This window comes from Streptomyces noursei (assembly GCF_001646665.1).
Lineage (GTDB): Bacteria > Actinomycetota > Actinomycetes > Streptomycetales > Streptomycetaceae > Streptomyces > Streptomyces lavendulocolor.
The window spans coordinates 227,809-252,574 of record NZ_LWBU01000373.1 but is presented as its reverse complement, the minus strand read 5'-3'; the positions used below and the strand labels follow the sequence as shown (position 1 = coordinate 252,574).

At 73.2% G+C, this 24,766-nt stretch carries 22 protein-coding genes; 5 read left to right on the top strand and 17 right to left on the bottom strand.

Going from position 1 to position 24,766, the window contains the following annotated elements:
* Positions 1–87: 87 nt before the first annotated feature.
* Both A4V12_RS29235 and A4V12_RS29230 read left to right on the top strand, forming a co-directional pair.
* A complete protein-coding gene (locus tag A4V12_RS29235; protein WP_064072435.1) occupies positions 88–1,059 on the top strand; it encodes an acyl-ACP desaturase in 972 nt (323 codons plus the stop codon).
* Positions 1,060–1,496: 437 nt separating this feature from the next.
* Positions 1,497–2,429, top strand: coding sequence for a chitosanase (locus tag A4V12_RS29230; protein ID WP_064072434.1), 933 nt, complete (start codon positions 1,497–1,499; stop codon positions 2,427–2,429).
* Here A4V12_RS29230 and A4V12_RS29225 read toward each other — a convergent pair.
* From A4V12_RS29225 to A4V12_RS29210, 4 genes are all read right to left on the bottom strand, one after another.
* Entirely contained in the window at positions 2,401–3,765 is a 1,365-nt protein-coding gene (locus A4V12_RS29225; RefSeq protein WP_064072433.1) for an SDR family NAD(P)-dependent oxidoreductase, read from the bottom strand. The two genes, A4V12_RS29230 and A4V12_RS29225, sit on opposite strands and share 29 nt — an antisense overlap.
* Positions 3,766–3,821: 56 nt before the next feature.
* Positions 3,822–4,070: a WhiB family transcriptional regulator gene (locus A4V12_RS29220; protein WP_064072432.1), complete on the bottom strand. Its 249-nt coding sequence runs from the start codon at positions 4,068–4,070 to the stop codon at positions 3,822–3,824.
* A 167-nt stretch (positions 4,071–4,237) separates the two neighbouring features.
* Positions 4,238–5,038 (bottom strand): VOC family protein, encoded by an 801-nt coding sequence (locus tag A4V12_RS29215; protein ID WP_064072494.1) that lies wholly within the window; start codon positions 5,036–5,038, stop codon positions 4,238–4,240.
* 127 nt (positions 5,039–5,165) lie between these two features.
* A complete protein-coding gene (locus tag A4V12_RS29210; protein ID WP_064072431.1) occupies positions 5,166–6,155 on the bottom strand; it encodes a multicopper oxidase domain-containing protein in 990 nt (329 codons plus the stop codon).
* Positions 6,156–6,349: 194 nt separating this feature from the next.
* On the opposite strand from A4V12_RS29210, the gene A4V12_RS29205 reads away from it, so the two are divergent.
* Together A4V12_RS29205 and A4V12_RS29200 are read left to right on the top strand one after the other, a co-directional pair.
* A complete protein-coding gene (locus A4V12_RS29205; protein ID WP_064072430.1) occupies positions 6,350–8,866 on the top strand; it encodes a ThuA domain-containing protein in 2,517 nt (838 codons plus the stop codon).
* Between the two features lie 47 nt (positions 8,867–8,913).
* Positions 8,914–11,076, top strand: coding sequence for an OmpL47-type beta-barrel domain-containing protein (locus tag A4V12_RS29200; RefSeq protein ID WP_079137433.1), 2,163 nt, complete (start codon positions 8,914–8,916; stop codon positions 11,074–11,076).
* A gap of 4 nt (positions 11,077–11,080) precedes the next feature.
* Here the strand turns inward: A4V12_RS29200 and ligD are convergent, their stop codons facing one another.
* The gene (ligD, locus tag A4V12_RS29195) at positions 11,081–12,091 is read right to left on the bottom strand and encodes a non-homologous end-joining DNA ligase (RefSeq protein WP_199831410.1); all 1,011 of its coding nucleotides are present in this window, start codon (positions 12,089–12,091) and stop codon (positions 11,081–11,083) included.
* Positions 12,092–12,165: 74 nt separating this feature from the next.
* On the opposite strand from ligD, the gene A4V12_RS29190 reads away from it, so the two are divergent.
* The gene (locus A4V12_RS29190; RefSeq protein ID WP_064072429.1) at positions 12,166–13,242 is read left to right on the top strand and encodes an ATP-dependent DNA ligase; all 1,077 of its coding nucleotides are present in this window, start codon (positions 12,166–12,168) and stop codon (positions 13,240–13,242) included.
* On the opposite strand, the gene A4V12_RS29185 is transcribed toward A4V12_RS29190, so the two are convergent.
* The 12 genes from A4V12_RS29185 to A4V12_RS29130 are packed head-to-tail and all read right to left on the bottom strand — an operon-like array spanning position 13,219 to position 24,766.
* A complete protein-coding gene (locus tag A4V12_RS29185) occupies positions 13,219–14,508 on the bottom strand; it encodes a lytic transglycosylase domain-containing protein (RefSeq protein WP_064072428.1) in 1,290 nt (429 codons plus the stop codon). The two genes, A4V12_RS29190 and A4V12_RS29185, sit on opposite strands and share 24 nt — an antisense overlap.
* Positions 14,505–15,317 (bottom strand): nuclear transport factor 2 family protein, encoded by an 813-nt coding sequence (locus tag A4V12_RS29180; protein ID WP_064072427.1) that lies wholly within the window; start codon positions 15,315–15,317, stop codon positions 14,505–14,507. The genes A4V12_RS29185 and A4V12_RS29180 overlap by 4 nt, the downstream gene beginning before the upstream one ends.
* A gap of 22 nt (positions 15,318–15,339) precedes the next feature.
* Positions 15,340–15,876: a hypothetical protein gene (locus tag A4V12_RS29175; protein WP_064072426.1), complete on the bottom strand. Its 537-nt coding sequence runs from the start codon at positions 15,874–15,876 to the stop codon at positions 15,340–15,342.
* Positions 15,877–15,891: 15 nt separating this feature from the next.
* On the bottom strand, positions 15,892–16,509 hold the full coding sequence (locus A4V12_RS29170) for a hypothetical protein (RefSeq protein ID WP_234372367.1): 618 nt from the start codon (positions 16,507–16,509) through the stop codon (positions 15,892–15,894).
* 14 nt (positions 16,510–16,523) lie between these two features.
* A complete protein-coding gene (locus tag A4V12_RS29165; RefSeq protein ID WP_064072424.1) occupies positions 16,524–17,039 on the bottom strand; it encodes a hypothetical protein in 516 nt (171 codons plus the stop codon).
* A complete protein-coding gene (locus tag A4V12_RS29160) occupies positions 17,036–18,232 on the bottom strand; it encodes an MCE family protein (RefSeq protein ID WP_064072423.1) in 1,197 nt (398 codons plus the stop codon). The genes A4V12_RS29165 and A4V12_RS29160 overlap by 4 nt, the downstream gene beginning before the upstream one ends.
* Positions 18,232–19,395 carry an MCE family protein gene (locus tag A4V12_RS29155; RefSeq protein ID WP_064072422.1) on the bottom strand — a complete coding sequence of 388 codons (1,164 nt, stop codon included), beginning with the start codon at positions 19,393–19,395 and terminating at the stop codon, positions 18,232–18,234. The genes A4V12_RS29160 and A4V12_RS29155 overlap by 1 nt, the downstream gene beginning before the upstream one ends.
* A complete protein-coding gene (locus A4V12_RS29150; RefSeq protein ID WP_064072421.1) occupies positions 19,392–20,570 on the bottom strand; it encodes an MCE family protein in 1,179 nt (392 codons plus the stop codon). Before A4V12_RS29150 ends, A4V12_RS29155 begins: the two co-directional genes overlap by 4 nt.
* A complete protein-coding gene (locus tag A4V12_RS29145; RefSeq protein WP_079137420.1) occupies positions 20,567–21,700 on the bottom strand; it encodes an MCE family protein in 1,134 nt (377 codons plus the stop codon). The genes A4V12_RS29150 and A4V12_RS29145 overlap by 4 nt, the downstream gene beginning before the upstream one ends.
* On the bottom strand, positions 21,697–22,728 hold the full coding sequence (locus A4V12_RS29140) for an MCE family protein (protein WP_064072420.1): 1,032 nt from the start codon (positions 22,726–22,728) through the stop codon (positions 21,697–21,699). The genes A4V12_RS29145 and A4V12_RS29140 overlap by 4 nt, the downstream gene beginning before the upstream one ends.
* Positions 22,725–23,963 (bottom strand): MCE family protein, encoded by a 1,239-nt coding sequence (locus A4V12_RS29135; RefSeq protein WP_064072419.1) that lies wholly within the window; start codon positions 23,961–23,963, stop codon positions 22,725–22,727. Before A4V12_RS29135 ends, A4V12_RS29140 begins: the two co-directional genes overlap by 4 nt.
* A complete protein-coding gene (locus tag A4V12_RS29130) occupies positions 23,960–24,766 on the bottom strand; it encodes an MlaE family ABC transporter permease (RefSeq protein WP_064072418.1) in 807 nt (268 codons plus the stop codon). Before A4V12_RS29130 ends, A4V12_RS29135 begins: the two co-directional genes overlap by 4 nt.

Genomic DNA, 24,766 nt, shown 5'->3' with positions numbered 1-24,766 from the left:
GGGGTTGGCTCTCGCTTACGGGGCCCTTAACCTACGGTCTCGTAACCTACGAAGCCGTAAGTATCTCCCGTCCCCAGGAGCACCCGTATGACCCTCACCTCTCCCCACCTCGGCAGTTCGGAAGCGTGGACCGACGCCCGGCTGCTGTACGCCTTGGAGGAGGTGGTCGAGAAGGAGCTCAACCGCCATCTCAAGGTCGTCAAGGACTGGATGCCCCACGAGTACGTCCCGTGGTCGGACGGCCGGAACTTCCCGGGCCTCTTCGACGACGGTGAGGCCTGGGAGCCGCAGCAGTCCAAGGTCACCGACATCGGCAGGATCGCGCTCGTCGTGAACCTGCTGACCGAGGACAACCTGCCCAGCTACCACCACGAGATCGCCAGCCTCTTCGGGCGGGACGGCGCGTGGGGCACCTGGGTGCACCGCTGGACGGCCGAGGAGGGCCGTCACGGCATCGTGATGCGCGACTACCTGCTCGCCTCCCGCGCGGTGGACCCGGACAAGCTGGAGCAGTTCCGGATGTCCCACATGAGCGAGGGCTTCGAATCGGACAACCGCCACTCGATGCTGCACTCGGTGGCGTACGTCGCCTTCCAGGAGCTGGCGACCCGCATCTCGCACCGGAACACCGGCCACCAGTCGGGCGACCCGGTCTGCGACCGGATGCTGGCGCGCATCGCGACCGACGAGAACCTGCACATGGTCTTCTACCGGAACCTGCTGGGTGCGGCCTTCGAGCTGGCCCCGGACCTGACGATGCAGGCGGTGCGCGACGTCGTCGTGAACTTCCGCATGCCGGGTCACGGCATGCCGGGCTTCGAGCGGGCGGCCGCGCAGATGGCGATCGGCGAGATCTACAACCTGCGCATCCACCACGACGACGTGCTGCAGCCGGTGCTCCGCTTCCTGAAGGTCCTGGAGATCGAGGGCCTGGGCCCGGAGGGCCTGAAGGCGCAGGAGGAGCTGGGCCTGTACATGGGCGGGCTGGACTCGGAGGCGAGCAAGTTCGACGAGAAGCTCGCCGCACGCAAGGCCCGCATGGCGGCCCGCGGCCGCTGACCCGCACCGCCGGGCCGGCGGGCCGCGGCGGGCTGGTGGGCCGGTGGGCCGGCACCCGCGGTACGCGCAGGCCCCGCCGTGCCGGTGGGCCGCGGCGGGCCGGTGGCCCGTGGCCGCGCCGCTGGCCCCGCCGGCCCCCTTGGACGGTGAACCGGCACCCGCGGCCCGTGCCGTCCCCTTCTGGCCGTTGAGCCGGAAAGGGCCCCACCGGCCGCCGGGCCGGTGACCTCGGCGGCCCGCACCGGACCGGTGAACCGTCGCCGCGCGGGCGGGCCCGCACCGGGTCCCCGCCCCGCCGGTGGCCCGCACTCGGCCGGTGAGCCGGCACCCGCGGTACGCACCGAGCCGCCGCCGGGCCGGTCGCGCCCCGGCGGCGGGGGCGCAGGGCGCTCACGGGTGGCCGGCGGCAGCGTCGTACGCTGGGCCGCGTGAAGCCTGTGACCCGCTTTTTCCTGATCGGCGCTCCGATAGCCGTCGCCGCCGCCGTCGTGTTCGGCGGAGGCGGCGGTTCCGTACGCCCTGCCGACGCCGTCGACGCCAGCCCCGCCCCGCAGGCGTCCGCCTCGGGGAACCCGCTCAAGGCGGGCACGCCGGACGAGCAGAAGGCCCTGGAGGCGCGCATCGCCAAGATGCCGCCCGGCCTCGCCGCGCCCGGCAAGAAGGAGATCGCCGCCCGGCTGGTGGCCAGCGCGGACAACTCCACCCTCGACTGGCGCGGCGCGTACGACGACATCGAGGACATCGGCGACGGGAACGGCTACACCGCCGGTGTCATCGGCTTCTGCTCCGGCACCAACGACATGCTCCAGCTCGTCGAGCACTACACGAAGAAGAACCCCGGCAACCCGCTGGCCGCCTACCTCCCGGCGCTGCGCGCGGTCGACGGCACCGATTCGCACGAGGGCCTCGACCCCGGCTTCCCCGCCGCGTGGAAGAAGGCCGCCGAGGACCCGGCCTTCCGCAAGGCCCAGGACGAGACGCGCGACCGCATCTACTTCGACCCGGCCGTGCGGCTGGCCAAGATGGACGGGCTGTCCACGCTCGGCCAGTTCGTCTACTACGACGCGATGGTGCTGCACGGGCCGGGCCTGGACCCGGAGGGCTTCTACGGCATCCGCGCCGCGGCGATGAAGAAGGCCGAGACCGCGGCCGAGGGCGGCGACGAGAAGGCGTACCTCAACGCCTTCCTCGACGCGCGCCGGGCCGTGATGCAGGCGCAGAAGACCCAGCGGGAGCGCGACACGTCCCGCATCGACACCGCCCAGCGGGTGTTCCTGCGGGACGGGAACATGGACCTCGCGGTGCCGCTGACCTGGCAGACGTACGGGGAGACCTTCCGGATCACCACGCAGCCGGCCGGTAGTCCTTGAGGAACACCCCGGTGACCGGTGCGCCCGCCTCGCCCCGCACGATCGGGTCGTAGACGCGGGCCGCGCCGTCCACGACGTCCAGCGGCGTACGGGTGCCGGCGGCGGCGATCCTCGCCTTGCGGGGCGCCGGGTTCTCGTCGGTGATCCAGCCGGTGTCGACGCTGCACATGTGGACGCCCTGCCGGGCGAGCTCCTCGGCGCTGGTGCGGGTCAGCATGTTGAGGGCGGCCTTGGCCATGTTGGTGTGCGGGTGGCCGGCCGTCTTGTTGCGCACGGCGAACCGCCCCTCCACCGCGCTGACGTTCACGATGTAGCGGCGCGGCCGCGGGGACGCCAGCAGCAGCGGCAGCAGCCGGTCGCACAGCAGCGCGGGGGCGACGGCGTTGACGAGCTGGGCCTCCAGCAGGTCGGCGGGGTCGAGCCGGCCGAGACGGGCGGACCAGGAGTTGTCCGGCGCGGGGTCGGGCAGCAGCCCGGCCTCGTCCGTCGTGACGCCGGCGTCGCCGTCCCCGTCGAGTACGAGGGCGAGGGCTCCGGCGCCGCCGCCCGCGGCGGGGAGGGCCGGGGCGTACCCCGGGGCCGCGACGACCCCGCGCGGCAGCTCGCCGCGCTCCCCCGCCGCCAGCGCCGCGTACGACTCGGGCGGGCGGCGTATCGTCTGGGCGGCGTTGTTGACCAGGACGTCGAGGGGCCGGCCGTCGGCGAGGAGCCGTTCGCACAGGCCGAGCACCTGGCGCGGGTCGCGCAGGTCGATGGCGAGGACGGTCAGCCGGTCCAGCCACTCCCCGCTGCCTTCGGCGGCGCGGAAGCGGCGCAGGGTGTCGTGCGGGAAGCGGCTGGTGACGAGGAGTTCGGCGCCGTCGCGCAGCATCATGAGCGCCAGCTGGAACCCTATCTTCACGCGCCCTCCGGTGAGCAGCACGCGGCGCCCGCCGAGGTCGGTGGAGAGGGCGCGGCGCGCGGTGTTGTCGGCGGCGCAGCCGGGGCACAGACGGTGGTAGAACGCGTCGGCCCGACGGTAGAGCCCTTTGCAGACGTAGCAGTGGCGGGGCTTGAGGAACTCCCCCACGCTGCCCCGCCGCGCCGGCAGCGGCGCGTCCTCACGGCGGTCGAGCGCCCCGGTGGCGGTCGCGGCGCTGAGCCGGGCGTCCGCCTCGGACACGGCCCGGCGGCGGGCCTTGCGGCGCTTGTTGCGGCTCTCGCGGGCGAAGGAGGCGGCCAGTTCCTCGCCCCTCATCCGCAGGGGGTCCTCCAGCGGCATGGCCCGTAGCCGCCCCATCGTGCGGCCGAACTCGGCCAACTCGTCTTCCGTCACCGCGCTGAACTGCTGCTCCATGCGCATGTGATCCTACGTGGCGGCCGGGCGGGCGAGCACCGGGATATTCCGGCGGCTCAGCGCCCCTGCCGCCGCAGCGCGTACCGTTCCTTCTCGGACAGCCCGCCCCAGACGCCGAAGCGCTCGTCATGGGTGAGGGCGTACTCGAGGCAGGCCTCGCGACCGTCGCAGGCGGCGCAGAGGCGCTTGGCCTCACGGGTGGAGGAGCCCGGGTCCGGGAAGAAGAAGTCCGGGCCCGTCTGGGCGCACAGGGCGCTTTCCTGCCATGCGAGTTCGGCGGTGGAAGAGGTGTGGTTGATCGGCATGCCGCACACGCTGCCCCGCCGCGATAAACGGCGCGTCAATGAACGATCAACGGCACGGTGTTCGGGGGCCGTTCCGTTCGCTCCGTAAGCATGGGCTTCCTCGGCGTGATCGGCAAGGGGTTGCGCCGGCCCGGGGTGTCACCGTGCCGGCCCGTACCCGGCCGGGGTCAGGGCTGTTCCGCCGGGGTGCTGGTGACGACGGCGAAACGGGCGCCGTAGGGGTCGGTGAGCCGGGCGAAGCGGCCCACGCCGCCCATCTCGGTCGGCGCCAGGCGGACGGTGCCGCCGAGCCGCTCGGCCCGGGCGGCCGTCGTGTCGGTGTCGGGCACCTCGAAGCAGGGCATCCAGTACGGCCCTTCGTCCGCCTCGGCCGGTTCGGCGGCGAGCGGCACCACACCGCCGAACGTCGAGTCGTCACCGCCGCCCGCCGGGTTGAGGAGGATGTAGGTGCCGGTTCCGTCGGGCCAGGGGACGGCGGACGACTCCATGCCGAGCACCGCGCCGTAGAAGGCCATGGAGGCGGCCGGGTCGTGCGTGTACAGCTCGGTCCAGCAGAGGGAGTGGGGGTCGTTGACCACTTCCAGGCCCTGGAGGGTGCCGGGCTGCCAGACGGCGAAGCCGGCTCCGCCCGGGTCGGTGAAGACCGCCATGCGGCCGAGGTCGAAGACGTCCATCGGTTCGAACAGCACGGTTCCGCCGCTCTCCCGCACCGCTGCCGCCGTGGCGTCGGCGTCGGGCGTCCGGAAGTAGACCATCCAGCCCGGCGGCGCCTGGTCGGGAGGAACGGTCATGCCGCCGGCGACGGTCCTGTCGTCGAGCCGGAACATGCCGTAGCCGCCCGCCTCCGGGCCGGCGGACCGGAAGCGCCAGCCGAACAGGGTGCCGTAGAAGGACTCGGCACCCGGGAGGTCGGGTGTGCCCAGGTCGAGCCAGTTCGGGGCGCCGGTGACGTACCGGGTTGTCAGCATGGTGCCGAGTCTGGTGCCGTCCCCGGCGCGCCGCATCATGAGGGCGCCCGCCCGTATGACCGACGCGGGGTCCCGCCGCGCCGCGCCCTCGTGCGCCCGCCCCCCCCGGCCCCGCGCCGCCGGGCGCTCAGTGGGCGTGCGTACCGCCGGGGGGCGCCACCGGGTGGTGCGGGTCGTGGCCGGGGACCGTTCCGTCGGGCTTGGCCACGAGGAGGAGCCCGGCCATGCCCATGTCGGAGTGGCTCTGCACATGGCAGTGGTACATCCACGCCCCGGCGCCCACGTGCTCGCCCGCGATGATCTGGAACCCGAAGGAGTCGGCGGGGCCGGTGATCTTGTTGTCGACGACCCTGCTGGGGTCGTCGGGGCCGGTGAGCAGACCGGTGCGGTTGTCCGCCCACCGGTGACCGTGGATGTGGAACGTGTGGTAGTACTCGCCGTGCGTGATCATGATGATCTCCACCCGGTCCCCCACGGTGGCACGGAAGTCGGGGCTCCGGTGTCCGGGCATGTTGTTGATCGTCATGTCGTTGAAGACGATGGTGAACTGCTTGTCGGGCAGGATGTCGCCCTTGCGGCGCACCACGACCGGACCGTAGAGCCCCTTGCGGATGCCGCCCGTGCCGTGGTCGGTGCCCACGACGTGGTCGTGGTAGTGCCAGTAGCCCGCGCTGCCGGGGCGCCAGGTGCCGTCCTTGCGGCGGCCGGGGGCATGGGTGCGCCAGGTGTAGGTGCGGGTGGCGCCGGGCTCCACGTGGCTGCGGTTCATCCTCGTGCCGTCGCTCGCCACGTCGTAGTCCACGCCGTGGACGTGCAGGCTGGCGGGTACGTCCATGGTGTTCTCGAACTCGATGTGGAGGGTGTCCCCTTCGTTCAGTTCGATGAGCGGGCCGGGGACGGTCGCCCTGCCCTTCTCCAGGCCGTATCCCATCCGACCGTCCGCCAGCTTCTCGGCGTACAGCCTGAGATGGCGCACCTGCCCACCCGCCGGGGCGGTGGGCGGTGGGGTCTCGGCCGACACGGCGTCGGGCGCGGAGGCCACGGACAACGATGTCACGCCGGTCGCGGCGGCCGCTCCCCCCACGAGGAGCCGCCGGTTGAAGCTCCGTCTGTCCATGCCCAACTTCCCGGTGCGGTACGGAGGATGACGGGGCGAGCCGCCCCCGGACGGGCACACCGTAACCGGGTGGACCACGGTTCATCCACAGCCAGGACAAAGTTCGCCGGATTGGTACCGCGCTATTGGCGTGCCACGGAAAGAGGTCTAGCTTCGTCGTCGTTCGCTGTGACCACAGAGGGGTGGGTGAACACATGCACCGTGCACCACATCACCGGTCGAGAACCCGCCGCGGAGCGGCGGCAGCGCTCGCCGCCGGCGCCCTGGCGGCCTCCCTGCTCAGCGCTACGGCGGCCACGGCCGGACCCAACCCCGGGGAGCCGGGCCCCCGGTTACGGACGACGGCCCCCCATGCACGGACAACGTTGTCAGTCCCGTCCCCGCCCGGTGGGGCCGATGTGCGGGTGCTGGTCTTCCACGCCTCGGCGACGGCCGAGTCGCCGACGGTCGACGCCGGGATCGCGGCGGTCGAGTCGATCGGCGGGTCGGGCCCGGCCGCCCAGCGGTTCCGCACCGAGGCCACCGACGACGCCTCGGTCTTCACCGACGGCCGCCGGCTGGGCCGGTACAACGCGGTCGTGTTCCTGACCGGCGGCGGTGACGTGCTCGACCCGGAGCAGGAGGCGGGCCTGGAGGCGTACATGGAGGCCGGCGGCGGCTTCCTCGGCATCCACGACGCGGCGCGCACCGAGCCGTACTCGGACTGGTTCACCGGTCTGGTCGGCGCCCGGCCCGCCGCGAACAGCCCCACCGCCGTGCAGCGCGCGACCGTCGAGGTCGGGGACCGGCTCCATCCGGCCACCCAGCGGCTCCCGCTGAACTGGAAGCGCCCGGACAGATGGCTCAACTGGACGGTCAACCCGTCGGGCACCGTGCACACGGTCGCACGCGTCAGGGAGAGCACGTACGCGCCGGGCCCGAGCGCCAACGGCTGGGACCACCCGGTGTCCTGGTGCCGTGACTACGACGGTGGCCGCTCCTTCTACACGGGCATGGGCGGCACGGTCGACTCCTTCGCCGAGACCGACTTCCGCGACCACCTGCGCGGCGCCCTGCTCTGGACGACCCGGCTCTCCCGCGCCGACTGCAAGGCCACGATCGACGCCCACTACACCGCGGAGCGCGTGACCCGGCCCAACCAGCCGGGGCGCAACGACCAGATCGGCGAGCCGCACGGCCTGGTGGCCGCGCCCGACGGCCGCGTCCTCTACATCGGGCGCGGCGGCGCGGACTCCTCGAAGCCCGTCGTGACGGACTGGAACAGCCCGGACATCGGCAAGGGCAGGGGCGAGATCCACGTCTACGACCCGAGGACGGGGAAGGTGCAGCTCGCCGGCGAGCTGACGGTCTTCGGCAACAAGGGCGGCGGCGACGAGCTGACGAAGAACGAGGAGGGCCTCCTCGGCATCGAGCTGGACCCGGACTTCCTCACCAACGGATGGGTGTACCTGCACTACACGCCCCATGCGCGGATCGACCGGGACAGGCACACGGCGGAGCGGTACGTCTCCCGCTTCACCCTCGATCCCGCGACGAACACGCTCGACCTGGCGAGCGAGAAGGTCCTGCTCAAATGGCCGGTGCAGATCCACAGCTGCTGCCACGCGGGCGGCGGCATGGCCTGGGACTCCAAGGAGAACCTGTACATCGCCACCGGTGACAACAACTCCAGCGGCTTCAGCTCGGGGTACTCGGGCAACAACCCGGAGCCCGCCTTCAAGGGCCTGTCGTTCGCCGACGCCCGCCGCACCTCGGGCAACACCAACAACCTCAACGGCAAGATCCTCCGCATCCACCCGGAGGACGACGGGACGTACACCGTCCCGGAGGGCAACCTCTTCACCGGCAGGGAGCCGGACGAGGGGGGCGGCAAGACCCGGGGCGAGATCTACGTCATGGGCGTGCGCAACCCCGCCCGGATCTTCGTCGACCCGCGGACCGACATCCTCTACGCGGGGTGGGTGGGGCCCGACGCCGGCGCCCCGTCCACCACCTGGGGCCCGGCGAAGTACGACACGTTCGCCGCCATCACCGGACCGGGCAACCACGGCTGGCCGTACTGCATGGGCAACAACCAGCCCTACCGGGACCGCAATCTGCCCGACCCGAGCCGGCCGCTCGGCTGGTACGACTGCGCCCGGCCGAAGAACGAGTCGCCGAACAACGACGGTCTGGTGAACCTGCCGCCGGTCACGCCGAACTCGATCTGGTACTCGCCGCAGGGCGGCGGCGTCGACTACCCGCGCGACGCGAACGGCGTGCCCAGCTACCGCACGGAGGAACAGAAGCTGCTGCTGCCCTGGCTCAAGGGCGGCGGCCAGGCGACCATGAACGGGCCGGTCTACCGGTACGACGCGTCCTCCGGCAGCACGGTCAAGTGGCCGGCGTACTGGGACGGCAAGTGGTTCGTCGGCGACTTCTACGACGGGGACCAGCCGCGGCACGCCGTGCTGATGGATCCGAGGACGGTCGGCAAGGGCGGCCTGCCCGTGCACGCCGAGTCCCTGAAGAAGATCATCCCCGTGGGGGCGAACGGCATCCGGAATCTCATGGACTGGAAGTTCGCGCCGGACGGTTCGCTGTACGTCCTGGACTACGGGCGCGGTTTCTTCACCTCCGACTCCAGGTCCGCGCTGTGGCGCGTGACGTACAAGGGCGGCGGGCCGACACCCGCCGCCGACGGTCTCGCGAGGAAGGCGGGCGCGCGGTGAGACACCACTCCGCACGGCTGTGGACGGCCCTGATCGCCTCCCTGCTGATGACCCTCGGCCTGACGTCGACCGCCGCGTACGGCCGGCCCGACGACGGACCGCGGGCCCCGGCGGAGCAGGTGCTCACCTGGACGGCCGGCGACCCCATCGACCGCTACCTGACCTTCCCGTCCACCGCCGTGGCGGGTGCGACGACGATCGTCTTCGAGAACAGCGCGGCCACCGGGAACACCACCGGGATGCCCCACACCCTGACGTTCGACGTCTCGGACCCGGAGTACAACAACGACGTCCCGCTGAACATCCTCGCCAACCCCAACGACGACCGGGGCGGCCGGCACACCGCCCAGGTCACCCTCACACCCGGCCGCTACCGCTTCTACTGCACCATCCCCGGTCACGGCGCGATGCAGGGCATCCTCACCGTGACGGACGAGGGCGGCGGCGAGGACACCACCGCGCCGGAGACCGCCGCGAAGGTCGAGGGCGAGCGGAACGCCGACGGCGCGTACATCGGCCACGCCGCCGTCACGGTGTCGGCGACCGACACCGGCGGCTCGGGCGTGGACCGGATCGAGTACGCGGTGGGCCCCACCGGGGCCTGGCAGGCGTACACGGCCCCGGTCATGGTCCACCAGGTGGGCAGCCACACCGTCCGCCACCGGGCGACCGACAAGGCGGGCAACACCTCCGCCGTGAAGACGGTGGACTTCACCGTCGTGGCCCCGCCCACCGACGACAGGACCCCGCCGGACACCTCGGCGACCGTCAGCGGCGAGAAGAACGGGCAGGGCGAGTACCTGGACATGGCGACGGTCACCGTCACGGCCTCCGACACCGGCTCGGGCGTCAACACCATCGAGTACGCGATCGGCACCGGCGGCGCCTGGCAGACCTACACCGCACCGGTGATGGTCCACCAGGTGGGCACGCACACCGTCCGCTACCGCGCCACCGACCGGGCCGGGAACGTGGCGGCGGAGAAGTCGGTGCAGTTCACGGTCGTCACCCCGCCCGCCCAGGACACCACCCCGCCGGTGACGACGGCCACGGTGACCGGCAGCAAGAACTCCGACGGCGCGTTCATCACCAGCGCCACCGTGACGGTCACGGCGACCGACACCGGCGGCTCGGGCGTGGAGAAGGTGGAGTACTCCCTGGACGGCGGGCCGTACCTGGCGTACACCGCGCCGGTCGTCGTGGACCGGGTGGGTCACCACACGGTGCTGCACCGGGCCACCGACAAGGCGGGCAACACCTCGGCCGCCGGGCGGGTGGGCTTCGACGTCGCGGAGAGCGGGGGCGTGCCGGCGCCGAACTGCCCCGAGTACGACGAGCGGCTCACCGTCATCGTCGGCACGGTGGACACCGGCGTACCGAACCGGATGACACGCGGCCGGTGCACCGTCAACGAGCTGATCGAGGACGAGAAGGACTGGTCGTCGCACGCGCTGTTCCTCAAGCACGTGGACGCGGTCCTCGACCGGCTGCTCGCCGACGGGGTCGTCGACGCCCGTGAACACCGGACGATCCACCGGGCCGCCAGGGAGTCCGGCATCGGCAGGCCCGGGCAGACCACCGGCTACCGCACGCTGTTCGACGGTACGGCGGAGACCTTCGCCAAGTGGCAGCACGTCGGCGGCGGGAAGTTCTCCCTGAACGGCGACGGCTCGATGACCAGCAGCACCACAGTGCCGGGCATGGGCATGCTGTGGTTCCCGCAGCGGCGGTACGGGGACTTCTCGCTGAAGCTCCAGTGGCGCGACGACGCCCCGGGCACCGGCAACGCCAACTCCGGTGTGTTCGTCCGCTTCCCGAACGTCCACGACCATCCGGAGGAGCCGCGGCCGGAGTGGGTCGCCATCAGGTTCGGCCACGAGGTCCAGGTCCTGGACCGGCCGGACGGGGACATGTACAAGACGGGCTCGGTCTACGGGTTCGACCGGGTGGGCCTCGGCGGCGCCGGGGTGACGCCGAAGGGCACCTGGAACGACTACGAGATCCGGGTGGAGGGCCAGCACTACACGGTGTTCCGCAACGGGGTGCTGATCAACGAGTTCGACAACGACGGCGGCCAGGAGTTCTCCCCGCCGCGCGCCGGCGACCCCGGCACGGACGGGCGGCGGTACGCCACCGGTCACATCGGGCTCCAGGTCCACGGCACGACGGACGTCATCTCCTACCGCGACATCCGGATCAAGGAGCTGTGACCGGCTAGCCGGTCTTCCTGGCGCGGCTCGGCTGTACCCGCTTGGGCTCCCCCGGCATCTTCGGGTAGTCCGGCGGGTACGGCAGGTCCGCCAGGCCGTGGTCGCGCTCGTCCTTGGCGGCCAGCTCCAGCAGGCCGTCCAGCGAGAAGGCGTGGTCGTCCATGTCCGCGTGGACGTCGCCGTGGTCGGCGTAGCGCACGGGCATGGTCGCCAGGTCGAAGTCACGGGGGTCGACGTCGTCCAGCTCGTCCCACCGCAGCGGGGCGGAGACCGGGGCGTGCGGCTTGGGGCGGATGGAGTAGGCGGAGGCGATGGTCCGGTCGCGGGCCGTCTGGTTGTAGTCGACGAAGATCTTCTCGCCTCGCTCCTCCTTCCACCAGGCGGTGGTGACCCGGCCCTCCATGCGCCGCTCCAGCTCGCGGCCGACCGCGATGGCGGCGCGCCGGACGCGGGTGAAGTCCCAGCGGGGCTCGATGGGCACGAACACGTGCAGGCCCCGGCCGCCGGAGGTCTTGGGCCAGCCCCGCAGCCCCTGCTCGTCGAGGAGGGCGTGCAGCTCGTGCGCGGCGGTGACCGCCTCGGCGAAACCGGTGCCGGGCTGCGGGTCGAGGTCGATGCGCAGCTCGTCGGGGTGGTCGGTGTCGCCGCCGCGAACGGGCCAGGGGTGGAAGGTGAGCGTGCCGAGATTGGCGGCCCAGATGACGGCGCCGATCTCGGTGGGGCGGATCTCGTCGGCGAAACGGCCGCTGGGGAAGGTGATGTGGGCGGTGGGGATCCAGTCGGGGAGGTTCTTGGGCGCGCGCTTCTGGAAGAAGGACTCGCCGTCGACTCCGTCGACGAAGCGCTCCAGTGTCGTCGGACGGTCGCGCAGCGCGCGGGTGATGCCCTCGCCCACGGCGAGGAAGTAGCGCGCCACGTCCAGCTTCGTGAAGCCGCGCTCGGGGAAGTAGATCTTGTCGGGGTTGGACAGACGTACCGTCCGCCCGCCGGCCTCCAGCTCCACCGCGTTTCCCATAGGCGTCACAGTAGGGCGCCCGGATAGACCTCGCATATCGGGCATACCGCACGGCGGTCGGGCAGAATCGAGCCATGGACCTGCCGGTGATGCCCCCCGTGAAGCCGATGCTGGCCAAGTCCGTGAAGAAGATCCCGCCCGGCATGCACTACGAGGCCAAATGGGACGGCTTCCGCGCCGTCGTCCACCGGGACGGCCCCGAGCTGGTGATCGGCAGCCGCACCGGCAAGCCGCTGACCCGCTACTTCCCCGAACTGGTCGCCGGCCTGCCGCCACGGCTCCCGGAGCGCTGCGTCGTCGACGGCGAGATCGTGATCGCCCACGAGGGGCGGCTGGACTTCGACCGGCTCACCGAACGCATCCACCCCGCCGCCTCCCGCGTCACGATGCTCTCCGAACGCACCCCCGCCCGCTTCATCGCCTTCGACGTGCTGGCCCTCGGCGACCGGTCCCTGATGGACACGCCCCTCGTCGAGCGCAGGGCGGCGCTGGAGGACGCCCTGCGCGGCGCCGACGCCCCCGTCCACCTGGCGCCGTCCACCACCGACATCGACCTGGCGCACCACTGGTTCGAGCAGTACGAGGGCGCCGGGCTCGACGGCGTGATCGCCAAGCCGCTGGACCTGCCCTACCGGCCCGACGCCCGGCTGATGTACAAGATCAAGCACGAGCGGACGGCCGACGTCGTGGTGGCCGGCTACCGCTTCCACAAGAGCGGCCCCGTCGTCGGATCGCTGCTCCTCGGCCTCTACGACGACCGGGGCGCCCTCCAGCACGTCGGTGTCTGCGCCGCGTTCACCGCCAAGCGGCGCGCGGAACTCGTCGAGGAGCTGGAACCGCTGCGGCTGGAGTCGCCGGGCGACCACCCGTGGGCCGCCTGGACGGACGAGACCGCGCACGAGACCGCCCGGCTGCCCGGTGCTCCCAGCCGCTGGACCGGCAAGAAGGACCTGTCGTGGGTGGCCCTGCGGCCGGAGCTGGTGTGCGAGGTCGGGTACGACCACATGGAGGGCACCCGCTTCCGGCACACCGCCCAGTTCCGCCGGTGGCGGCCGGACCGTGCGCCGGAGAGCTGCGGCTACGGGCAGTTGGAGGAGCCCGTCACGTACGACCTCGGTGAGGTGCTGTCAGGCGGCGGGGGCGGGGTCTGAGCAGCCTCCGCCCGCGGAGACCCCGGTGGGCGCCGGAGCGGTGCCCTGCCCGGGGGACGTGCCGGGGTCGGGGGACGGGTCCGGGGAGGGCGTGCCGGCCGGGTCGGGGGACGGCGACGGGCAGGTCGGGTCCGGGGACGGGTCCGTCGGCGAAGGGGTGGGGGTGGGCGTGGGCGAAGGGGTGGGGGACGGCGACGGAGTGGGTTTCGGGGTGGGAGTCGGGGTGGGTGCCGGTGCAGGGGAGGGCGTCGGTGTGACGGGGGGCCTGGTCGGGTGCGTCGGCGGACCGGGGACGACGGGCGGACGGGCGGAGGGCTGGGGGCCCACCACGATCCCGCCGCCCCCGCCCTGGCCCCCCGGGCCGGGACGCGGGCCCGGCTCCGTTCCCCTGCCGCCGCCGCTGCCGCCACCCGCGCCGGGGGTCACCGGGAGCACGCCCGTGGTGTCCGGCACGGCGTGCGCGCCGCGCTGGTAGAAGGCCAGCCAGGCGAGGACGGTCCGCAGGTAGGCGCCCGAATGGTTGTAGGCGAGGATCGCCCGGTCCAGGTCCGCCTTGACGGTGAGGGTCCTGTCCCCCGCGCAGAGGTAGTGACCGGCGGCCAGGGCGGCGTCGTGGACGTTGCCGGGGTCCCGGCGCCCGTCGCCGTTGCCGTCCGCTCCCCAGCGGGCCCACGTCGAGGGGATGAACTGCATGGGGCCCACCGCCCGGTCGAACACCGCGTCACCGTCGTACGCGCCGCCGTCGGTGTCCGTGATGCGGGCGAACCCCCGGCCGTCGAGCACCGGGCCGAGGATCGGCTCCAGCGTGGTGCCGCGCGCGTCGACGCGCCCCCCGCGCGCCTGGCCCGACTCGACCCTGCCGATGGCGGCGAGCAGCTGCCACGGCAGCCGGCACCCCGGATCCGTACGGGCCACGGCCGCCTCGGCGCGCCGGTAGGCCACGAGGACCGTGGCGGGTATGCCGGCGTGGGCGGTGACCGGGTCGGCCGCCAGCACCCCGCCGGGCGGGGGCACGCCGGGCTTTCCGGGCGGCCGGGCGGGCGCGGTCGACGCGAGCGGGGGCAGTTCCGTGTGGTAGACGCCGTCGTCCGGCGGCCGGGGCACGGCCGTCCCGGCGCTGCCGCCCGCCGCCGGTTCCCGCGCGGCCGGCGCCGGCGGCGGTACCGAGCCCGGCCCCTGCGAGGCGGTCAGCGCGGCCATCGCGGCGAGTGCCGCCGCGGTCCCGGTGACCCCGCGGCGCGCCCTCGGCCGTTCTCGTGACCTCATGAACCCGCTCCCAGGGTGTCGATGACCGCGATGCGCCACGCGCCGTCCTTGCGTACCGCCTCGACCGCGAACATCGCGGCGCCGTACGTCGTCTCCGCCTTCTTGGCCGCGGTACGGGTGTTGCTCTGGTCCGCGTAGACCAGCACCCGTGCCCGGTCGCCGTCGATCAGTTCGACGCCGCTGTGGGTGACGGTGGTGGTGAGGACGAGTTTCTGCTGCGCCGCCCGGGACCGGACCGGGGCGAGCATCGTGCGGTGCTGCTCGACGGCCTTGCCGGTGAGGTGGGTGCGGACGGCCCGGTCGGCCGGCGCGGCGGCGGCGTAGTCGTACGAGAACAGCTCGTTGACCGCCTTGGTGACCTGGCCCTTCACCTCGCTGGTGCGGGCCATGTCGGTGAGCGCGGCGTTGCGGGCGGACGGTGTGTCGCGCAGGGCGGCCGCCTCCCCGGTGGCCCACGCGGCGAAACCGCCCAGGAGGACGGTGAGGACGCCCAGAGCGGCGGGCAGCCCGCGGCGCGGGCGGGTCCGCGGCGGTGACGTGGCACCGGTGCTGGTGGGTCCGGTGCGGTCCTCCGTGCCGGTGGTGTTGGTGGTGTCGGTGGTCTTGGGAGTGCCGGTGCGCTTTTTCGTGCCGGTGCGCTTTGTGGTGCTGGTGGTTTTGGTGGTGCTGGTGTCTTCGGCTCTGTCGGTGCCGGTGGTGCGGGCGGGGCCGTCGGGTGGTCCGGCGTGCCGGGGCGGTGCGGTGGTGCGGGGTGCCTGCGCGGTCGCCAGGCGGCGCCTGCGATTGATGAGGTGACGGGTCGTCGACATGGTGCCGGTCCTCCGGGGTCCTTCAGTCGGCGGCGGCAGCGGTGTCGCCGACCGGTGCCTGGCCGAGGGCGCTGAGCTTCCAGCCCCCGGGGGTGCGGGTGAGTTCGCCGAGCATCCGGCTCTCCTTGGCGGCCGGTCTCCCCTCGGGCGGGGTCACCGTGATCCGGAGCGCGACCATCACGCTCGCGCGTCCCGCCCTGGTGTCCAGCTCGGTGACCGCGCCGGACAGCACCTTCGCCGAGGTCACCGTCCGCGCCTGCCGGATCTGCCGCTCGAACTGCGGGCGCCCGTCGTCGAGCTGGGCCAGCAGCTCGCCCGTGGCGGAGGACCGCCAGGTGTCCAGGCCGCGGCGCAGGTCGCGGTGGTCGAGCGTGTTCATGTTCTGCACGGCCTGCTCGCCCGCGGCGAGCACCTCGTCGCGGGCGGTGGCGTACGCCGCGGACTCGTCGTGCGCCGCCGCGTACCAGGACCAGCCGCCCCAGCCGGCGCCTCCGGCGGCGAGGAGGGCCAGCGCGGCCGCGGCCGTCAGCAGCGGGTTGCCTCTCGTCGTGCGGGCCATCGGTGCGGGTGCCCCCTATCGCGATCGGATGTCGACGATCCGCCAGCGGCCCTCGTGCAGCTCGGCGGTGACCGAGAGCTGCGCGGCGACCGTGGTGGCGGGCTTGCCGGCGCGCTGCGCGACCTGGTCGAGGAAGACCAGGAGCTGCGCGCCGCGGTCGTCGAGCCGGGTCACCCCGGCGCGTACGACGTGCGTGGTGAGCGTGAGCCTCTGCTGCGCCGCCCGTTGCCCGACCTGGCCGAACAGCGCCTCGTACTGGCGGGCCGCCCGGCCCGCGAGCAGTCGTCGCGCCGCCTGGCGGGTCGTGGCGGTGTCCCCGGGGCCGTACGAGAACACCCGGGCGAGCGCCCCGCCGACCTCGTCGACGACCCGGGAGGTGGCCTCGGTGTCGGTCAGCGCCCGGTTGTGCAGGGCGGGCGCCCCGGTCAGCTGCTGGGCGCGGACCAGGAGCCCGGCCCCGCAGCCGAGCAGTGCCAGGACCAGCACCAGCGCGACGGCCGTCCGGGGCCGGGAGGTCCGGCGGCGCCCGGACGGGGCGTCGGACGCGGGCGGGGCGTCGGGCACGGCGGCGGAGGCCGGCGCGGCGTCGTCGCCGGTGGCGGGGTGGCGCGGTGCGGGAAGCGGGATCCTCACCCGGTCGGCTCCCTTCATGGTCCGGCCACCGGTACGGCGGTCAGGGCGGTGACCTTCCAGCCGTCGCCGGTGCGGGCGAGTGCGGCTTCCAGGCGTTTGCGGTCCGTGCCGCCGGGCCGGCCTCCGGCGGGCGTGGTCGTCACGCTCACGGTCGCGATGAGTCCGGCCGTGCCGGCCCGGTCGTTCAGGGCGGTGAGGGCCGCGTCGGTGACCGTGGCGCGGGTGGAGGCCCCGCCCGTGCCCTTGCGCGGGTCGGTGCCCTTCAGCCGCGTGTGGAGGTCTCCGGTGGTCGCGTCCAGCCATCCGGCCCGTACCGCGTCGGGGCGTGCGGCGTCCACGCTGCTCAGCCGGGCGACGTGTGCGCGGCCCGCCGCCAGTGCGTCGTCCCGCGCCTCGGCGTACGCCCGTGTCCCGTCGCCCGCCGCGCCGGCGTACGACCAGCCGGCCAGGCCGCAGAGCAGCGCCGCGACCGCCACCGCCACCGCGGTCCACGCGCCGGACCGGTCCCACCCGACCGGCCGGCCGGTCACCGGCCGTCCCCCAGCCCGAGCAGGTCACCCATGCCGTCGGCTGACCGTGCCACGCCGGGCGCGGCGGCCGGGGGCGGCAGCGGGCCGCCCCGGGGGGCGTTGCCGGAGCCGCGGACGTTGATGCCGCTCGACGGCGGGGAGGCGCAGCGGGCCCCGGTGTTGAGGGCGGGCGGCGCCGACAGGTCCAGGCCGTTGCGGTAGGTGGTGCCCCCGTACCCGGCCGTGCAGGGCAGCGGCGCGAAGAAGGTGACCGACATGCCGAGGTTGACGCCCCGGGGGGTCACGGCGGTCGCCCCGGCGGCGGCGACGGCGGGCATCCGCACCAGGAACTCCCGCATCCCCCGCTGCCTGGTGACCGCCACCTCCGAGGTGGTGAGCAGGTTGGCCAGCACCGCGCCGAGGGCCGGGTCGAGGTCCCGCAGCAGCCCGCCGACCTGGCCGGCCGCGTCCGGAGCCGCGGCGATCAGGGCGCGCAGGTCGGTGTCGGAGTCCTTGAGCCGCTCGGCCAGTTCCCTGGCGCCGGTGGCGAAGGAGGCGAGTGCCTCCGCCTCCTCGGCCTGGGTGCGCAGCACCGTCTCGCCGTCGGTGATGAGGCGGGAGGTGGCGGGCAGTGCCTCGTCGGCGGCGAGCACGACGTCGTTCCCGCTGTCGATGAGCGCCTGGAGGTCGTCGCCGCGTCCGCTCAGCGCCGTACCGAACTCGTCGACGACCGTGCGCAGCGACTCCAGGTCGATGGAGGCGGCCAGGTCGCCCACCCCGTCCAGGACGGAGGTCACGGGTGCGGGGATGCGGGTGTCGGAGCGTGCGATGACCGAACCGTCGCGCAGGTGGGGGCCGGTGTCGGAGGCCGGGCGGAGGTCGATGTACTGCTCGCCGACGGCGGAGAGGTTGGCGACGACGGCTTCGAGGTCGGCGGGGATGGCGGGGGCCGACTTCCTGATCCGCAGTTCGGCCTCCACCCCGTCGTCGGTGAGCCGGATGGGGCCGACGCGGCCGACGGAGACGCCCCGGTAGGTGACGTCGGAGTGGGTGAACAGCCCGCCCGTGGAGTCGAGTCGGACCCGTACGGTGTAGTGGTCGCGCAGGCCGACGAGGTGGCCGACGTCCGCGTACCGCACGCCGACGATCCCGAGGACGAGCGCGCCGATGAGGAGGAAGGCGAGGTTCTTCAGCCGGGTGGCGCGGGTGAGCATCAGTTCCTCCCGGCGGACGGCAGGGGCAGGGGCAGGGGCGGCCCGGTGCGCGGCGGGGGCCCGGTGCGGGCGGACGGCCCCGTGGCGGTGGCGGGCGGGGTGCCGTCCCCTGGTGCGCCGGGTGTGAGCGCCGGGACGATCTGCGTTCCGGGGGCGGCGGTGAGGTCCAGGTAGACGTTGAGGTAGTCGCCCTTGACGCCGCGCAGCACCTCGTCGGTGAACGGGTAGGTCAGCAGCACTTCGAGCGAGTCGGGGAGGGCCTTTCCGGAGTCGGCGAGGGCCTGGAGGGTGGGCCCGAGGGCCTTCAGGTCGGCGATCAGGTCGGCCTTGCCGCGGTCGACGGTGTCGACGGCGACGCCGGAGAGGGTGTCGAGGGCTCTGAGCATGGTGAGGAGCGAACCGCGTTGTCGCTCCAGGACCTTGAGGCCGGGACTGAGGCCGGTGAGGACCTTGTCGACGTCCCGTTCGCGGGTGGCGAGCGTGGCGGAGAGCCGGTTGACGCCGTCGAGCGCCGCGGTGATGGCGCTCTTGTTGCCGTCGAGGCTCGCGACGAGGGTGTTGAGCCGTTCGAGCAGGGAGCGGACCCGGGGTTCGTTGCCGCGCAGCGCGGTGCCCAGTTCGGTGGTGATGGTGCGCAGTTGCTGGATGCCGCCGCCGTTGAGGAGCATCGACAGGGCGCCGAAGACCTCCTCGACCTCGGGGTTGCGGTTGGTGCGGTCCAGGGGGATGCGGGCACCGTCGCCGAGGGTGCCGCGTGCCGTGCGGGGTGCGGTGAGCTGGATGTACTTCTCGCCCAGGAGGCTGGACTGTTCGAGGTGGGCGTAGGCGTTGGCGGGGAGCCGGACGTCGCCGTCGACCTTCATGGTGACGGTGGCGGTCCAGTCGCTCCGGTCGAGGGCGATGCGGGTCACGCGCCCCACGGCGACGTCGTTCACCTTGACGGCGGACTGCGGGGCGAGGCTGAGGACGTCGGCGAACTCGGCGGTGATCTCGTACGGGTGGTCGCCGAGGTCGGCGCCGCCGGGCAGCGGCAACTGTTCGATGCCGGACAGCTCCAGATCTCCGCCGGGGAGGTCGCAGCCGGCGACGGTCGCGGAGATGCCGACGACGAGGGCGAGGGCGGCCGCGAGGCCGGCGGCGGTGGTGCGGGAGGGCCGGTTCACCGCGCGCCCCCCTTCCCCGGGGTGCCGTACACGGTGCCGACCGCGGGCAGCGGGAGTGCGGGCAGGGCCTCGCGCCGCCCGGGGGTGAGGGGCACGAGGCCGCTCGGGCCGCCGGCCGCGTCCACCGCGCCCGGGACTCCGGCCGTGCCGGGGCCGTTCGCCGCCGGGGGCCCGTCCGCCGCGGCGCGGGTGCCCGCCCCGCCCGGGAGGCCGGGGCCGAAGCCGATCTCGTTGATGTTGGCGCGGCCGTTGAGGGTGCGGTGGACCGGGTCGTACGCCCTGAGGGCGTTGCCGGCGGCGAGCGGCGCGGTGTCCAGGGCCTCGGCGAGCGAGGCGCGCTGGTCGACGAGCGTGCGGGTGAGCGGGACCAGGAGGTCGACGTTCTTCTTCAGGCTCGCGCGGTTGTCCTCGATGAAGGTCTTGACCTGGGCGAGCGCGGTGCCGAGTTCCTTGAGTGCGGCCCCCAGGTTCTCCTTGTCCTCGGCGAGGAAACCGGTGACGGCGGCGAGCCGTTGTTCGGCCGTGCGGACGTCGCCGTCGTTGTCCTTCAGCATCGTGGTGAAGGACTGGAGGTGGGTGAGGGTGGCGAAGAGGTCGCCGCTGCTCCGGTCCAGGGTCTTGGCGGCCTTGCCGAACTGCTCGATGGAGTCGCCGATCGCCTTGCCGTTGCCCTTCAGGTTGGCGGCGCCGGTGTCGAGGAGCCCGGCCAGGGCGCCGTCGGCGTTGGCGCCCTTCGGCCCGAGGGCCCGGCTCAGTTCGGTGATGGACGCGTACAGCTGGTCGACCTCCAGGGGTGTGGCGTTGCGGGCGGCCGGCAGGACGGCGCCGTCCCGGATCTCCGGTCCGCCCGTGTAGGCGGGGGCGAGCTGGACGTAGCGGTCGGCGACGACGCTGGGGGCGACGATCACGGCGTGGGCGTCGGCGGGGACGCGGACGCCCTCGTCGATCAGCAGGGTCACCTCGACCTCCTTGCCCTTGGGCCGCACGGAGCCGACGGTGCCGACCCTGACCCCGAGGACGCGGAGGTCGGAGCCCTCGTACACGCCGGTGGCCCGGTCGAAGCGGGCGGTGACGCGGGTGGCCGCGGACTCGTCCAGCGCGATGACGCCGGAGACGCCGGCGAAGGCCACGACAGCGAGTCCGGTGGTGATGCCGATGGCGCGTCGGAGGTTCACCGGGCACCGCCTCCTGCCGGCTCGGGGGGCATGCACCCGGTGGCCGGGGGCGTGCCGGGGGCCAGGTAGTTCCTGGGGACGAGGCCGCAGACGTACGTGTCGAACCAGCGGCCGTTGCCGAGGGTGTTGCCGACGAGCCGGTAGTACGGTCCGGCCAGGGCGAGCGTCCGGTCGAGGCTGTCGCGGTTCTTCACCAGGACGCCGGTGACGCGGCCGAGCGCGGTCAGCGTGGGCCCGAGCTGCCGGTTGTTGTCCTGGACCAGGCCGGTGAGCTGGGTGCCGAGGTTCCTGGCGCCGGTGAGCAGCTGGTGGATGGCGTCGCGGCGGGCCTGGAGTTCGCCGAGGAGCAGGCCGCCGTCCTCCAGGAGCGTGGCGAAGCTGCTCTTCCTGCCCTCCAGGGTCCGGGTGAGCTGCCTGCTGCCCTTGAGCAGTTCGGCGAGCCGGGCGTCGCGCGAGGAGACCGACCGGGACAGCGCGGACAGGCCGGTCGCGGCGCTGCGCACGTCGGGTGGCGAGTCGGCGAAGGTGGCGGAGATGGCCCGGAAGCTCTCCGCGAGCGTCTTGGTGTCGATGGCGTCGAGGGTGTCGCCGAGCCCGGTGAGGGCCTGGGTGACGTCGTAGGGGGAGGTGGTGCGGGAGGCGGGGATGCGTTCGGCGGGGTTCTGGGCACGGCCGCCGAGGGGGTCGACGGCCAGGTACTTCTCGCCGAGCAGGGTCTTGATGGCGATGGCGGCGGTGCTGGAGTCGCCGATCCACGTGGTGTCGTCGACCTCGAAGCGGACCGTGACCCTCGCCCCGTCGAGTCCGATGGCGGTGACCTCGCCGACCTTGACCCCGGCGATGCGCACCTCGTCGCCCTCGTCGAGGCCGGCGGCCTCGGTGAACTCCGCGGTGTAGCCGGTGGTGCCGCCCGCCAGGGCGTCCACCTGGTACGCGCCGAGGGCGATCAGCACCAGGAGCAGCAGGCCCACGACGCCGACGGCGACGGGGTCGCGCTCCCGTACCGGGGTGAACGCCGGCCGCCGGGCGCCGGGGCGCCGGGTGGCGTTCCGCCCGGGAGCCGGGCGGGCGGTCCGGGGCCCGGGTGTCCGGAGCCCGGACGGCGGGAGGAGCGGGCGCGGGAGTCTCATGAGCGGCACCTCGGCTCGGTGAGCGCGATGCCGGTGGGCGGCTTCGAGCCGTCGTCGGTGGTGACGCCGGTGACCGTGGCCTCGCAGAGGTAGAGGTTGAGCCACGATCCGTACGACGCGAGGCGCCCGATGGCCTGCATCTTCGCGGGCGTGGTGCGCAGGAAGTCCTCGATCCGGTCGGTGCTGTCCGCCAGTTGCCCGGACAGGCGGCCGAGTTCGCGGATGTCGGTCTTGAGCGGGGCGCGGCCGTCCGCCAGCAGACCGGCGGTGACGCTGGTGAGCGATCCCATGGCGGTGAGGGCCTCGCCGAGGGGTTCGCGGTCGCCGGCGAATCCGGTGACGAGCTTCTGGAGGGTGACGACGAGGTCGTTGAAGCCGGCTTCGCGGTCGTTGACCGTCTTCAGCACCGTGTTGAGGTTCTTGATCACTTCTCCGATGACCTTGTCCTTGCCGGCGACGGTGGTGGTGAGCGATCCGACGTGCCGGAGCAGGGCGTCGACGGTGCCGCCCTCTCCCTGGAGGACCCGCACGATCGATCCGGCCAGGTCGTTGACCTCGTTCGGCGCCAGGCCCCGGAAGAGGGGCCGGAACCCGTTGAAGAGCTGGGTGAGGTCGAGCGCGGGAGTGGTCCGTTCGAGCGGGATGACCGCGCCGGCGGGCAGGGTCCGCCCGACGGGCCCCGTGCCCCGGTCGAGGTCCACGTAGCGCCGGCCGACCATGTTGAGGTACTTGATGGACGCGGTGGCCGAGGCGGGCAGGGCGCGGTTCCGGCGGACGGCGAAGGCGACTTCGGCGACCCGGCGGTCAGCCACCCTGACCGACTCCACCTGCCCGACCTTCACCCCGGCGATGCGGACGCTGTCGCCCTCGACGAGACCGGTGGCGTCGGTGAAGCGGGCCCGGTAGGTGACGGTGTCGCCGACGCCCTTGTCGGCCACGGAGAACGCGAGGACCGTGGTGGCGAGGACGGTCACGACGACGAAGACGAGCGACTTGACGAGCGGCCCGGCGAGGGAGCGGCGCTTCATCCGAGGGTCACCTCCGCTCCGCGGAAGACGGGTCCGGTCAGGACGGTGCTCCAGTCGGGGAGGGCCTGCGGGGCGGTTCCGAGGCCGGGGGCGAGCAGTTCGTTGACGAGCCGGTTCTCCTGCGGCGAGTTGGGCAGGCCGAGGCCGCGGTCGCCCGCGCGGGATTCGGGGGCGGGGGCGCCGGTGTACGGGACGGCGTAGCAGTGGGGGCCGCCGGTCGCGTCGTACACGGGCCGGTCCTCGCCGGGGACGTACCGGCCGAGGGAGGGGACGGTCCGGACGTCGACGTGGAGGCCCGGCTCGTCGGTGCCCTTGCCGAGCGCCTTGTCCATCGCGGGGACGAAGCCCGCGAGGGTGCGCAGGGTGCAGGGGAACGAGGAGGAGTGGCGGGCGAGGAGTTCCAGGGTGGGGCGGGAGGCGGCGGAGAGCCGGATGATGTTGCTCCGGTTGTCGCGGAGGAAGGTCGTCAGCTCCCGGGCGGAGGCGGTGGTGGAGCCGTAGAGGTCCGCCAGCCCCGCCTGCTGGTCGGCGAGGGTGCCGCTGGTGGTGGTGAAGTCGGTGAGGGCGTCGAGTACGTCGGGGGCGGCGTCGGCGTACACCCGGCTGACCTCGACGAGGTGGGCGATGTCGCGGTTGAGGGCGGGCAGGTGGGGATTGAGGCGCTCGAGGTGCGCGTCGAGGGTGACCAGGGTGTCGCCGAGCTGCCTGCCCCGCCCTTCGAGTGCCTGGGCGACGGCGGTGAGCGTCGCGGACAGCTTCTCCGGTTTGACGGCGGTGAGCAGCGGGAGCAGCCGGTCGAGGACCTGTTCCAGTTCGACGGCGTTGGACGACCGGTCCTGCGGGATGGTGTCGCCTGCGCTCAGGGAGCGGGGGGACGGGTTCTTCCCGGGCGGCACGAGGGCGACGAACCGCTCGCCGAAGAGGGTGGTGGGGAGCATCTGGGCGGTGACGTCGGCCGGGACCCGGTCGAGGTGGCGGGGGTCGAGGGCGAGGGTGAGCCGGGCGCCGGTGCCGTCGGAGCGGATGTCGCGCACCTCGCCGACGACCACGCCGCGCATCTTCACCTCCGCGCCGCGGTGCATCTCGTTGCCGGCGCTGCCGGTGAGGACGGTGACCGTGGCGTCCCGGGTGAACTCCTTGTCGTACACCGCCAGCGACAGCCGGACGAGGAGGACGGGCACGAGCAGGAACACGACACCGGCGAGGCGTCTGCGGACGGTCGTCGTTGTGGTCATCCGGCCACCTTCACGGTCGTGGTCGCGCCCCAGAGCGCGAGCGAGAGGAAGAAGTCGGTCACGCTGATCAGGACGATGGCGTTGCGTACGGAGCGGCCGACGGCGACGCCCACGCCCGCGGGGCCACCGGTGGCTCGGAAGCCGTAGTAGCAGTGGGCCAGGATCACCAGGACGCTGAAGATCAGCACCTTGAGGATGGAGAGCAGCACGTCGTCCGGTGAGAGGAACAGGGTGAAGTAGTGGTCGTAGGTGCCCGCCGACTGGCCGTTGAACAGGACGGTGACCGTGCGGGACGCCAGGTAGGAGGAGAGCAGCCCGATCGCGTAGAGCGGGACGATCGCGACGACGCCGGCGATGATGCGGGTGGTGACGAGGTAGGGCATGGACCGCACGCCCATCGCTTCGAGGGCGTCGACCTCCTCGTTGATGCGCATGGCGCCGAGTTGTGCGGTGAAGCCGGCGCCGACGGTGGCGGAGAGGGCGAGGCCGGCGACGAGGGGGGCTATCTCGCGGGTGTTGAAGTAGGCGGAGATGAAGCCGGTGAAGGCGGACGTGCCGATCTGGTTGAGCGCCGCGTGGCCCTGGAGGCCGACGACGGTGCCGGTGAACAGGGTCATGGCGATCATCACGCCGATGGTGCCGCCGATGACGCCGAGGCCGCCGCTGCCGAAGGCGACCTCGGCGAGCAGGCGTTGCACCTCCCGGGAGTAGCGGCGCAGCGTGCGCGGGATCCAGGCGATGGCCTTGGCGTAGAAGACGAGGTGGTCGCCGGAGCGGTCGAGCCAGGCGAGCGGGGAGGCCAT

Coding starts and splice junctions, on each gene's coding strand:
- ligD (WP_199831410.1), bottom strand. CDS start 12,091: ATGGGAAACGCGGTGGAGCTGGAGGCCGGCGGGCGGACGGTACGTCTG.
- A4V12_RS29225 (WP_064072433.1), bottom strand. CDS start 3,765: ATGGAGCAGCAGTTCAGCGCGGTGACGGAAGACGAGTTGGCCGAGTTC.
- A4V12_RS29160 (WP_064072423.1), bottom strand. CDS start 18,232: ATGCTCACCCGCGCCACCCGGCTGAAGAACCTCGCCTTCCTCCTCATC.
- A4V12_RS29185 (WP_064072428.1), bottom strand. CDS start 14,508: ATGAGGTCACGAGAACGGCCGAGGGCGCGCCGCGGGGTCACCGGGACC.
- A4V12_RS29210 (WP_064072431.1), bottom strand. CDS start 6,155: ATGGACAGACGGAGCTTCAACCGGCGGCTCCTCGTGGGGGGAGCGGCC.
- A4V12_RS29235 (WP_064072435.1), top strand. CDS start 88: ATGACCCTCACCTCTCCCCACCTCGGCAGTTCGGAAGCGTGGACCGAC.
- A4V12_RS29200 (WP_079137433.1), top strand. CDS start 8,914: ATGACCCTCGGCCTGACGTCGACCGCCGCGTACGGCCGGCCCGACGAC.
- A4V12_RS29130 (WP_064072418.1), bottom strand. CDS start 24,766: ATGGCCTCCCCGCTCGCCTGGCTCGACCGCTCCGGCGACCACCTCGTC.
- A4V12_RS29135 (WP_064072419.1), bottom strand. CDS start 23,963: ATGACCACAACGACGACCGTCCGCAGACGCCTCGCCGGTGTCGTGTTC.
- A4V12_RS29145 (WP_079137420.1), bottom strand. CDS start 21,700: ATGAGACTCCCGCGCCCGCTCCTCCCGCCGTCCGGGCTCCGGACACCC.
- A4V12_RS29190 (WP_064072429.1), top strand. CDS start 12,166: ATGGACCTGCCGGTGATGCCCCCCGTGAAGCCGATGCTGGCCAAGTCC.
- A4V12_RS29220 (WP_064072432.1), bottom strand. CDS start 4,070: ATGCCGATCAACCACACCTCTTCCACCGCCGAACTCGCATGGCAGGAA.
- A4V12_RS29205 (WP_064072430.1), top strand. CDS start 6,350: ATGCACCGTGCACCACATCACCGGTCGAGAACCCGCCGCGGAGCGGCG.
- A4V12_RS29140 (WP_064072420.1), bottom strand. CDS start 22,728: ATGAAGCGCCGCTCCCTCGCCGGGCCGCTCGTCAAGTCGCTCGTCTTC.
- A4V12_RS29175 (WP_064072426.1), bottom strand. CDS start 15,876: ATGGCCCGCACGACGAGAGGCAACCCGCTGCTGACGGCCGCGGCCGCG.
- A4V12_RS29215 (WP_064072494.1), bottom strand. CDS start 5,038: ATGCTGACAACCCGGTACGTCACCGGCGCCCCGAACTGGCTCGACCTG.
- A4V12_RS29180 (WP_064072427.1), bottom strand. CDS start 15,317: ATGTCGACGACCCGTCACCTCATCAATCGCAGGCGCCGCCTGGCGACC.